At 73.0% G+C, this 11,154-nt stretch carries 8 protein-coding genes; 4 read left to right on the forward strand and 4 right to left on the reverse strand.

All coding sequences use genetic code 11. The features are described 5' to 3' along the window. Window positions 1-9 precede the first annotated feature (9 nt). From AB0C87_RS07595 to AB0C87_RS07605, 3 genes are all read right to left on the reverse strand, one after another. Window positions 10-3,204: a type 2 lanthipeptide synthetase LanM family protein gene (locus AB0C87_RS07595; RefSeq protein ID WP_360576834.1), complete on the reverse strand. Its 3,195-nt coding sequence runs from the start codon at window positions 3,202-3,204 to the stop codon at window positions 10-12. A gap of 107 nt (window positions 3,205-3,311) precedes the next feature. Then, window positions 3,312-3,551 (reverse strand): cinnamycin family lantibiotic, encoded by a 240-nt coding sequence (locus AB0C87_RS07600; protein ID WP_185028960.1) that lies wholly within the window; start codon window positions 3,549-3,551, stop codon window positions 3,312-3,314. Between the two features lie 24 nt (window positions 3,552-3,575). Then, window positions 3,576-3,947, reverse strand: coding sequence for a DurN family substrate-assisted peptide maturase (locus AB0C87_RS07605; RefSeq protein WP_345183385.1), 372 nt, complete (start codon window positions 3,945-3,947; stop codon window positions 3,576-3,578). A 580-nt stretch (window positions 3,948-4,527) separates the two neighbouring features. Here AB0C87_RS07605 and AB0C87_RS07610 point away from each other — a divergent pair. Then, the gene (locus tag AB0C87_RS07610; protein WP_360576835.1) at window positions 4,528-5,016 is read left to right on the forward strand and encodes a DUF2231 domain-containing protein; all 489 of its coding nucleotides are present in this window, start codon (window positions 4,528-4,530) and stop codon (window positions 5,014-5,016) included. Here the strand turns inward: AB0C87_RS07610 and AB0C87_RS07615 are convergent. Beyond that, entirely contained in the window at window positions 5,004-6,071 is a 1,068-nt protein-coding gene (locus AB0C87_RS07615) for a glycerophosphodiester phosphodiesterase family protein (RefSeq protein ID WP_360576836.1), read from the reverse strand. The genes AB0C87_RS07610 and AB0C87_RS07615 overlap by 13 nt on opposite strands. Window positions 6,072-6,360: 289 nt before the next feature. Between AB0C87_RS07615 and AB0C87_RS07620 the strand changes: the two genes are divergently transcribed. From AB0C87_RS07620 to AB0C87_RS07630, 3 genes are all read left to right on the forward strand, one after another. Beyond that, window positions 6,361-7,953, forward strand: coding sequence for a serine/threonine-protein kinase (locus AB0C87_RS07620; protein ID WP_360576837.1), 1,593 nt, complete (start codon window positions 6,361-6,363; stop codon window positions 7,951-7,953). Window positions 7,954-8,243: 290 nt separating this feature from the next. Continuing rightward, window positions 8,244-10,154, forward strand: a complete 1,911-nt coding sequence (locus AB0C87_RS07625) for a hypothetical protein (protein WP_360576838.1) — start codon at window positions 8,244-8,246, stop codon at window positions 10,152-10,154. Window positions 10,155-10,167: 13 nt separating this feature from the next. Then, on the forward strand, window positions 10,168-11,154 hold the full coding sequence (locus AB0C87_RS07630) for an AAA family ATPase (protein WP_353835228.1): 987 nt from the start codon (window positions 10,168-10,170) through the stop codon (window positions 11,152-11,154).

An 11,154-nucleotide genomic window follows, 5' to 3' on the forward strand; every position in this document is an offset into this window, starting at 1 on the left:
GTTCACTCCTCAGATCGACGCGGGCGGGGGGTCCAGCAGGAGCGCCGAGGGGATCCGCTCCGGATGGGCCAGCCGCAGGAAGTGCATTCCGAACCCGGACATGCCGAGCATCAGCCCGGGGAAGAACCCGGTGGCGGACGCGGGCGGGGCGTCCTCCAGGTTGCGCCACTGCGCCTGCACCTGGACGTTGGCCTCCAGGCGGAACGCGGGCTCGTCCGCCAGCAGGGCGAACCGCAGGAACAGCTCGGCGTTGCCGGACCGGCCATGGCACAGCGAGTCGTTCATGAGGCGGGGGAAGTTGCGCATCGTCGCCGTGAGCGCGCTCCTCGCCTCGGTGAGCACCGCGTCGTCGTCCTTGCCGAGCGCCGCCCAGCTCTGGATGCGGCTCAGGCCGATGCCCGCCGCGCCGTTGCACCAGGCGTTGGCGTAGTGGCGTCCCTCCCAGAGCATTCCGCCGGGGAACTCGCGCAGGTCGTACCAGTCCTGCGCGCTCTGGTCGAAGTGGAGCGCCTCGTAGGCGAAGGCGCGCCGCCCCGCCGAGACGTACTCGGCCCGGTCCGTGAGCCGGCCCAGCGTGATCAGCGCCCAGCCGACGCCGCCGGCGCCGTGGGACAGCCCGGTCAGGTTGGCCCCGGCGGCGCCGAGGTCGGAGCCGGGCCAGGACAGGGTGTCGCCCTCGGCCTCCGCGCGGCGCAGCAGGTGCGCGGCGCAGTGGTGCGCCTGCTCCAGGCCCCGCCCGTCCGCCACGCCGGCCAGGCCGATCAGCACCGGGATGAGTCCGGCCGCGCCGTGGAAGACGTCCAGGTGGTGGTCCCCGTCGATGCGCCCGGCCAGCTCGTCGCTGAGTTCGAGGGCGTGGTCGAGCAGGGGGCGCTCGCCCCATAGGCGGTACAGGTGCGTGAGGACGTAGATCATGCCGCCGAGGCCGGTGAAGGCCCCGATGCGCCGCCGCTCCCAGGCGGCGACGGCGTGGTCGAGCGCCCGCCGCGCCGCCGCGCGGAACTCGGGACGCGGGTCGAGGGCGTCGAGGTAGGCGAGGAACAGGGCGATGCCGCCCGAGCCGTTGTAGAGGTCGCCCTCGATGTCGACCTCGTCCCGCCCGTCGGGAGTGATCACGAAGGACGTCCAGGGGGCGGCGGCGCCCGGCTCGCGGAGCATCGCGCAGAGCTGCTCCCCGAGCGCGGCCGCGCGCCCGACGCACGTCTCGGCGAAGTCGGCGCTGGTGACGTCGCCGCCGGACAGCCCGGCGGCGATGTACTGGCGCTGCTGGGCGCGGTTCCGCGCGGACAGGCCCCTGATCCGCGAAGCGGCGTGGTCGAGCGGGCTCGTCTCCAGGTCCGCGCCGACCGCGGACGCGTGGTCGTGGACGAGCCCGGTGCTCCCCGCCTCGACGCTGAACAGCGGGACGTCCCGGCGCCACATCGACGCGACCTCCCAGTCGGGGAGGGCCGCGTCCTGGTCCCACTTGCGCGGGAAGGTGCGCACGGTCTCGATCAGCAGGTCGGCCTCCAGCGGCTCCAGCAGGCAGCGGGGGTGCAGGGCGGCCGCGAGCAGCTGCGAGTAGACCTGGGTGCTCCAGTTGACGAAGCGCACGCCCGAGCCGGAGAACAGCTCGCGGACGCAGTCGGTCGCCTCGTCGGGCCGCCGCCGGAACCACTCGTAGACCTGGTCGAACCCGGCCCCGATGGCGTCGACGAAGTCCTCGGCGTGCGTCAGCTCGTCCCCGACGAAGATCCGGTTCGAGGCCCCCGGGTCGACGCGCACCCCTTCGCGGTAGCTGACGGACGAGGCGAACGACACGGCGCGGTCGACCTGCGGCACCGGCATCGGCATCTCGTAACCGCCGCCGCCGGTGTACCCGCTGATCCGCATCTCGCCCTCGGGCGCCGCGCCGCTCCTCGGCCACTCGATCAGGCCGGTCCTGAAGACCGAGTCCATCAGGGTCCCGGACGGGCGCGGCCACCCCTTGGGCAGCGCCCCGAGCACCGTCTCGCAGTCGCAGATGAAGGCGTGGCCGTCCGCGACGAGGACGTTCTCGAAGTGCAGGTCGCCGCCGCCCAGCACGTAGAAGATCGCCAGGTAGCCGCCGAGTTCGGCGTAGACGCGCTCGGCCTCCTCACGGATGGCGACCCGGTTGCGCCCCGGCGGGATCAGCGCCTCGAAGCCGTAGCCGTCCTTGGGGAGCACGGCCCGCTCGGCGTAGTCGAGGACGCCGTCGTCGCGCAGCCGCGCCAGCAGCCCCTGGAACCCGGCCTCGCCCTCAAGGCCGCGGGGCTTGTAGACCACGGACTCGTGCGCGCCGTCCGCGAGCTCGACCTCGACGATCGCGACGCTGCGGCCCCCGGCGTGGTGGTCGGAGCGGCCGAGCCGCGCGGTGCGCACGGCCGCGACGGGCCGCCCGAAGAACGCCTCGGACAGCTCGGCGGCGCCGTCGCGAAGCCTGCCGATCATCTGGGCGCCGTGCTCGGCGAGCTGCCCGGTCGTCTGGGCGAGCCAGCGGCCCAGCAGGGGGAACTCCAGGTAGAAGCGGTGGTAGGCGGCGGCGTCGGCGAACGTCTTGTCGAGGTAGGCGAGGTAGGCGTCGCGGGTGGCGGCCGCCGGGTCGATCCCGTGCAGCCGGCAGTGCACCTTCGCGTCGGTCTCCACCGCCCAGGCCAGCGCCAGCTCGAACCGGTCGAGCAGGTAACCCTGGAAGTCGGCCACCAGCCGGGAGTCGACGCGGACCGCGGACGCGCCGGCGTCGATCGCCCGGGTCAGGCGGTGGCCGAGCTCCACCAGGAAGGGCTCGCAGGCGGTGGCGAGCCGGCCGTGGTAGACGTCGTCCGCGCGCCAGTCCGCCGCCGCGAACGCCTCGTCGCCGGGGTCGAACCCCTCCAGCGTCTCCCGGTAGACGGGCAGCCAGCCCTGGTGCAGGTCGGCCAGCATCCGGCCCAGCGGGCTCCCGGGGTCGGCGAGACCGAGTTCGTGCGCGCGGTAGGCCCGCAGGTTCTCGCGCAGCGACTCCTCGGTGTGGCGCTCCGGTCGCGGGCTGGTCTCCGCGCCGAACTTGGCGGCCAGCTTGGCGGCCAGCCGGTCGATCCTCCAGGCGTCGAAGGCCTCCAGCGGCTCCGCGCCGGACGGCGGGCCGAGGGCGGACACGATCCGGATCCGCTCGGACAGGTTCGCGGCCCGGGCCGCGAGGTCCACGGGAAAGGTCGGCTTCACTCGGGCGGGCTCCTCGCCTGGGAAAGTTCGGGGTGATGGGCCGATGGCTTCGGCCCATCGGTGCTTCCGCGAGCCCGGCGCTACGGCCGGGCGCTAACGCCGAGGCGTTACTTGGTGCTTCCGTCGCACGCGAAGGTGAACGGCCCCGAGCTGCACGTGGACGCGCAGGCGTAGGCGTCGACGGCGGCGACGCCCTCGGTCCAGTAGCCCAGCGAGGCGGTGTCCGGCTGCGCGACGGCGGCGGGGACGGCGGCGGCGGGCACCCCGAACCGTCCCGCTCCGGCGAGCAGTTCCGTGCGGATGTCGGCGTCGGCGGCGGCGTGCCGCAGAATCGTGCTGGGTGACATTTCTTCCTCCTGGTTCGTTGCTGTTCACTCGACCGTTCGAGGCGCCAGCCTGATGCCGAGTCGGCGCTCGGCCTCCTGGAACTCCTCGACGGCGATGTCCATGCTCGGCTTGTCGTTCTGCCAGTCGATCAACTCCCTTTCCTCGGGGGAAATGCCGACCCGAGTCCAGAAGAACTCGAGCCAGGTCTTGGTGGCCTGCGGGTGGAGGTCGCGGATCGGCTCGACACCGTCCGGGAACTCCTCGTTGCGGACGTCGAGCGCGAGCCTGAGCATCTCGCGCGCCTTTCCGTCCGGGGGCAGCACCGAGCACAGGACCATCAGGAACTGGATCTGGCGGACGGTCTCGATGCCCTTGTGCTTCGTCAGGTCGCTGGGCGGCTTCGGGCCAGACCTCACGGCTCACCCTCCTTGCGTTCTCGGCCGCCGGACGCGCAATTCTTCGGTGCCATTCGAGCGGCCCGCGGGACGGACATCAGGAAAACTCTGCGTGCGCATTCCTTTACGCAGAGTGACCATAACAAGGGGGTGCGGGACAGGTCAATGGCGAGAAAGTCGGCCGCGCCGATCCGCCGATACCGGGAGAACGGGCCAATTCGACGGCCGTTTAGAGGCTTCCAGCCCGCTATGCGAGTACTTCACCTGACCGCCGCGGTCAGGTTTCAGTTCCCCGGGGAGACCCTTCCACTTCCCGGCCTCGGCCCGCCGGGGGAGTCTCGCGGCGACCCTCCGCCGCCGGGCCGCGCCCCCGGACGGCGGGCGGCGCATCGCCCGAATGGTGCGCGCCGAAGTTGCTCGGATCCGGTGTGCATCCTCGCTTTCGAGGAAGAAAACCCCGTTCGTCCCGGCCGATATCCCGAGCTTCCGAAAATGCCTGGAACGGTCCCTATGAAAACCTTCTGAAAGATCCGGTGAAGGTAGTGGTGCGACCACCCCTCGGATACGGTCGGCCGATCAACAGTTACCCGAAAGGCTGACCGTGCCGGACACCATCTGGGGCCTGCCCGTCCACCCGCTCATCGTCCATCTTGTGGTCTTTCTGGTTCCGCTGACCGTGGTGGCCGCCCTGGCGGTGACGCTTTGGCCCAAGGCGCGGCGACCGGGGGCTCCCTGGGTTCTCGGCCTGGCCACCATCGCCCTGATAACGATCCCCCTGGCCACCGACAGCGGCGAACACCTGGAGGAGCAAGTCCCCCGCTCTTCCCTGGTGGAAGAGCACGCGGAACTGGGAGACACCCTGCTGCCGCTGGTGGCCACGCTCTGGGTGGCGCTCGCCGTCATCGTCGCCATCGGTTTCCACGTCCGGCGGAAGACGGAACGACCGCCGAGCTGGACCAAGGCGGTGACCCTTGTGGCCGTGGTCATCGCGGTCGGCGCGGCGGTCGTCTCGGGCGTGCAGGTGGTCCGGATCGGGCACAGCGGCGCGAAGGCCGTCTGGAGCGATGTGGGCAAGGGTCAGGGCGACTGATACGCCTTGGGCAGCCGCATGCCGCGCTCGGCCATGATCCGGCGTACGCGGTCGGGGTAGTCGGTGATGACGCCGTCCACGCCCATGTCCATCAGGGCCTCGACGGTGGCGGGGTCGTCGCAGGTCCACGGGATGACCTTCAGGCCCCGGGCGTGGGCCCGCGACACCATCGCGCGGTCGGGGTAGAAGCGGAACCCGGGGTCGCCGACCTGGCCGTTCTGCGGGAACCCGTAGTTGGGCGACAGGGCGGTGACCCCCCTGACGGCGGCGGCGGCCCTCACGAAGTCGCCCCCGTAGTCGTCGACGTCGAGGCCGCCCAGCCAGGGAGAGGCGCCGGGCCGGCCGACCTGGAGGAAGTCGTAGTTCGTCAGCGCCACCAGCGGCCATCTCGGCGCGAGCCGGTGCATGCGCTCCAACGCGCCCCAGTCGAAGGACTGGATGGTGACCTGCCGCTCGATCCCTGACGCGCGGATCTCCTCGAAGACCCGGCGGACGAACAACTCGCGCGGCGCGGTCTGGTCGGGCGCCCCCGCCTCGACCTTGGTCTCGATGTTGAGCTTGACCTGCTTGGCGCGGTAGCGCTTGACCAGGTCCAGCACGTCCTTGAGCTCGACCATCCGGAAGCCGTGGACGACCTCCTGCTCGGGGAAGCCGGGCAACTGCCGGTATCCGCAGTCCATCGTCCTTATCTGGGCCAGTGTCAGATCCTTGATGTACTTGCCGACGTAGGGGTACATCGGGTCGCCGGGGGCGACCGAACCGGTGTCGCGGCATTTCTGGGCGCTGATCTGCCGGTCGTGGTTGACGACGACCTTCTGGTCCTTCGTGACGTGGGTGTCGAGCTCCAGGGTGCTGACCCCCAGGCGCATCGCCTTGCCGAACCCTTCCAGCGACTCCTCCGTCGTCATGCCGAGGCCGCCACGGTGGGCCTGTAGATCGAACTGGGTCTTCTGAGGAAGTACCCCGGGGCCTCCGGCGGTCGCCGCGCGGGCGGGCGCCGGCGCGGCGACCGCGGACGCGAGGGCCAGGCTCGTCAGGACAAGGCGCACGGACATCGAGACCTCCGCTCCGTCGTGCTCCGATCAACTCCCGCGACGCTAGACCGGGGCCCGGCACCCGTGGTTGACGTGGCGTGATGGCCTCATGAACTCGCGAAGGACACGAGCCGGATCACCCTCCATGCCGAACGCGTCGCCCGCCCGACCGGACGCCCCGGCCGGAAGGAATCCGCTCGGCGTGCCGTAGGGGCGTCGCTCAGCGAAACCGCGAAGCCCACCTCTGCGATTTGGATAGGTTTGCCTTTTGCCCGAGACGTGATCGTCAGTACCCAGAAAGGTGCGCCCTGTGCAGGAGCAGCCGAGGCGGACGCGACTGCCCAGCGGTGGCGAGCCGCTCCGGCCCGGCGACCCGCCGGCCATCGGGGAGTACGAGGTGGTCGGACGGCTGGGGGAGGGCGGCATGGGCGCCGTCTACCTGGCCCGGGACGGCGGCGGGCGACACGTCGCGATCAAGGTGATCCGCGCGGAGCTGGCGGCCGACGAGGGATTCCGGGCCCGGTTCCGCGACGAGGTGCGCAACGCCCGCCGGGTGGCCTCGTTCTGCACGGCGAAGGTGCTGGACCACGGTGAGGAGGCCGGGCGGCCCTACCTGGTCACCGAGTACGTGGACGGCACCCCGCTGGACGCCTACATGGAGACCGGAGGGGCGCTGCCGGACGGCACCCTGAACGGCGTCGCGGTGGGGGTGGCCGCGGCGCTGACCGCGATCCACGCCGCCGGGCTGATCCACCGTGACCTCAAGCCGCCCAACGTGATCCTGTCGGTGTCGGGTCCGCGGGTGATCGACTTCGGTATCGCCAAGGCCGCCGACGCGCCCTCCGGGCACACGCTGGCGGGGTTCGTCGTCGGCACGCCGGGGTGGATGGCGCCCGAGCAGGTGATGCTCGGCGAGGTGTCCACGGCCGCCGACGTCTTCGCGTGGGGCTGCCTGGTGGCCTTCGCCGGGACCGGACGCCACCCGCACGGCACGGGCACGGTCATGACGATGGCGGCCCGCGCCGAGAACGGCGAGCACGACCTGACCGGCCTGGCCGAGCCGCTGCGGACGCTCGTCGAGCGGGCCCTGAACCCCGACCCGGCGCGCCGTCCGGAGGCGCAGGAGCTGCTGCTCGAACTGGTCTCCGGCGCGTCGCCCGGGGCGGCCTCGCCCAGCGCGGCCCAGGCCGCGGTCGACGCCGCGCTGACCCGGAACTGGCAGGCCGACGCGCTGCCCCCGCCCTGGATCCCGCCGTCCCCGCCGCGGGGCGTGCAGCCCCGGACCCGGGTCTACGAGCCCGCCCCGCCGCCGCCGGTTCCGGCGCAGCCGGGGCCGATGCCGCCGCCGCCCGCGGCGCCGTGGACGCAGCCTCCGGCGGCGGCCCCGGCGCCCCCGCGGCGGCGACGCGGGCGCGGCTGCACGGGCTGCCTGACCGCCGCCGTCGTGGTCATCGGTCTGATGATCGTCGTGGGAGTCGCGGGGTACCGCTACTTCCAGCCCGTCGAGGGACGGCAGAACACGCCGGCCAGGGACGGCCAGTTCACCTTCGTGGCGTCCCCGACGGCCTGCGGCGTCACCGTGCGCGGCCTCAAGCCCGACTTCGGCGAGAAGCTGTGCCGCGTCAGGATCACCGTGACCAACACCGGGACCAAGACCCGCACGCTCACCGCGGAGCACCAGAAGCTGATCGACGACGGCGGGACGTCGTACGAGGCGCGGGCGATGCCGCGGAGCGGCACCGCGGACGCGCGCACCGCCTCGCTCGCCGAGGTGCTGTCTCCCGGCGCCAGGTTCAACGGCATGCTGATCTTCGAGATCGCCGCCACGGCGCAGCCGGTCTCGGTGGTCCTTCACGACGCCGCTCTGAGCAAGGGCGTGCGCATCGCCGCCAAGGCCGGCTGAGCGACGCGGGTCGGCAGCGGCCGAGGAAGGCGGGACGCAGCGAGCTGACCTTGCCGCGCGGCGATTTTCGCGGTCTTCGCGGTTGCAAGATCGACAGGACTCCGGACGGTGTCCTGTAAGCGGTGTCGGTGCGGTGATGGCGGGTCCATGGCGTCACCGGCGCCGCCGCGGTCCGGGCGTTCGCCGACCGGGCCGCGGAACGTCTCTGACCTGTGGAGAAGACCTGTCCTGATGGCCGTCGACATGCGCTCCGAGGAGCTCCTGCCGCGGCGGCGGACGAAGGAGTGGCCGTGAAGCCGCAGAACAAGGGCGTCGAGATGGCCCGCTCGCGGGTCGGCTGGTGGGCCGCGGCGGCCCTGGTCACCGTGCTGCTGCTCGCCACGATGCTGGGCGGGGGGCGGGTCGGCCTCGCCGTCGCGGCCACCGACGGCAGCGCCTGGCTGTGGAGCCGGACGGCGGGCGAGGTGGACCGGGTCAACCCCGACAGCGGCCGGGTGGAGCAGCGCCGCCAGGTGACCGACGCCCGCGGCCACCGGGTGCAGGTGACCCAGAACGACCGGTTCCTTCTCATCCACGACCTGGACACCGGCCGCGTGTCGTCGCTCGACCTCAACGGCCTGGGCTTCTCGGGACGGCTGGACATCGGCACCCGCGGCGATCCGCACCTGGCGATGGGCTCCAACGGAGCCGCGCTGGTCGAGCGCACGACCGGCGCGGTGCGCGCGCTCGACCCGGCCACGCTGCGGCCGGTGGGCCCGGTCCTGCAACTGCCCGGCCCGCTGGTCGGCGGCGAGTTCGACGACGCCGGCCTGCTGTGGGTCGCCGCGCCCCGGCAGGGCACCGTCCTCGCCGTGAAGGTCGCCGCCCAGGGCCCCAGCGTCGTCCGCACGGCCGAGGCGGCCCCGCCCGATCACGACCTGGCGATGACCGTGCTGGACGAGGGCGCCCTCGTGGTCGACCGCGACGGGCGCGGACTGGTGGTCGCGACGGGCGGCGGCACCCGCCGGGTCACGACGCCGGTGTCGCTCGTCGGCGCCATGGTGCCGGCGCGCACCCACGGCGCGCTCGCCGCGGTCACCGTGCCCGCGGCCGGCGCGGTGGTCACGCTGGGCGACGTGCGCCAGGGCGGCCCGGTGCGGTCGTTCCCCCTGACCGATCCCGTCCAGGAGCCCGCCGTGCCGTTCGCCGGCAAGGTGTACCTGCCCGTGCGGGAGACCGGGCAGGTGCGGGTCTTCGAACCGGCGGGCCGGCAGACCGGCATGCTGTCGATGCCGGCCGGGCGCGGCGACATGGAGCTTCAGGTCCGCGAGGGCAACCTGTTCGTCAACTCGCCGGGCAGCACGGACGCCCTGGTCGTCGGCGGGGACGGTGTGGCCCGCAAGGTCGGCAAGTACCCGGGCGGGCCGGGGCGCGGCGGAGGCCGCCCGCACAAGCCCGGCGGCGGGGCGAGCAGTCCGCCGCCGGTGCCGGCGCCGCCCGCCGATCCGGTCTTCCCGGACCCGTTCGAGCCGGACCCCCCTTCCGAGGGACCCGAGACGCCGCCGTCCACCCCCGCGACGCCGCCTGCGGACCCCCGCACGGAGGCGCCCCGGCCGTCGGCGACGCCCGGCCCGCACCTTCCGTCGCCACGGGTGCCCTCGCGCACGCCCACGGCATCGCCCAGCGGGAGCAGGCCGACCACGCCGAGGCCGACCACGAGCAGGCCGGCGTCCACCAGGCCGGCGACGCCGAGGCCGACCACCACCAGGCCCACCGCGCCGAGGCCGACCACGCCGAGGCCGACCACGCCCAGGCCGACCACCCCCAGGCCGACGACGCCCAAGCCCACCCCGACCAAGCCGAAGCCGAAGCCCACCCAGACGCGCAACCCGTACACGCCGGCGCAGGTCTGCAACGCGACGGCGGGCGGCAACTACCAGGTCCAGCGGTCGTCGTCGTTCGCGGGCGGACGGATCTACCAGCTCTACAGCGCGTCCACCAAGAAGAACTGCGCGGTCACGATGAAGACCGCGGACATCGGCAAGGCCACCAACGTCTGGGTCCGCCTCCAGAGCCAGAACGGCGGCAAGGTCGCCTCCGACAACGGCTCGTTCAAGTACTACGCCGGACCGGTCTTCGTCCTGGCGCCGGGCGACTGCGTCCGGTACTCGGGCGGCGCCTCCGGCGCCAGCGCCTCGGCGGGCTGGGGCAACTGCGGCTAATGAAGGGCAATGAGTGAGCACCACGACCGCGACGCCGGCGCTGCCCGACGAGGAGGCGCTGCTGGCCGCCGCCGCCTTCGAGCGGATGGCCTCCGGCATCCAGTCGGCGGCGCGCTGCGATCCCGCCACGGTGCGGCTGATCCTCACCGCGTTCGCCGCGGGCGGGCACGTCCTGCTGGAGGACCTGCCCGGCATGGGCAAGACGACCCTGGCGCGCGCCCTGGCGGCGGTGACCGGCGGGAAGATCGGACGCGTGCAGTGCACGCCCGACCTGCTGCCGTCCGACGTCACCGGAGTGACGATCTTCAATGAGCGGAGCCGCGAGTTCGAGTTCCATCCGGGCCCGGTGTTCGCCAACGTCGTCATCGTGGACGAGGTCAACCGGACCTCCCCGAAGACGCAGTCGGCGCTGCTGGAGGTCATGCAGGAAGGGCGGATCACCGTGGACGGGAAGGCGCACCCGGTGCCGCGCCCGTTCCTGGTGGTGGCCACGCAGAACCCCATCGACCTGGAGGGGACGTTCCCGCTGCCCGAGGCGCAGCTCGACCGCTTCCTGATGCGGCTGTCGCTGGGGTACCCGGGCGAGGAGGCGGAGCTGTCGCTGCTGCGCGGCTCGTCGCTGACCGAGCCCGAGGACCTGGCGCCGGTGCTGATCGGCGAGGAGATGGCGCGGCTCGGCGCCGCCGCCGAGCGCGTCGCCGTCGCCGACTCCGTCAACCGGTACGTCCTGCAACTGGCCCAGCGCACCCGGCGGCATCCGCAGCTGCGGGCCGGCGTCTCCCTCCGGGGCTCCATCGCCCTGTGCCGGACGGCGCGGATCTACGCGCTGGCCGACGGCCGCGGCTATGTCACCCCGGACGACGTCAAGGCCCTGGCGCGCCCGGTCTGGGCGCACCGGCTGGTGCCGCTCTCGGGCGCCGCGGGCGCGGCCGAGACCGCGGAGCTGCTGGACGGCGTCCTGGCCGAAGTCCCCGTCCCGGCGGCGCAGGGGAACGGCTAG

It is taken from the genome of Actinomadura sp. NPDC048021, from assembly GCF_040653135.1.
Classification (GTDB): Bacteria; Actinomycetota; Actinomycetes; order Streptosporangiales; family Streptosporangiaceae; genus Spirillospora; species Spirillospora verrucosospora.

What these genes read in the sequence shown, in the direction of transcription:
- AB0C87_RS07600 (WP_185028960.1), bottom strand. Translation starts at nt 3,551, where the DNA reads ATGTCACCCAGCACGATTCTGCGGCACGCCGCCGCCGACGCCGACATC.
- AB0C87_RS07615 (WP_360576836.1), bottom strand. Translation starts at nt 6,071, where the DNA reads ATGTCCGTGCGCCTTGTCCTGACGAGCCTGGCCCTCGCGTCCGCGGTC.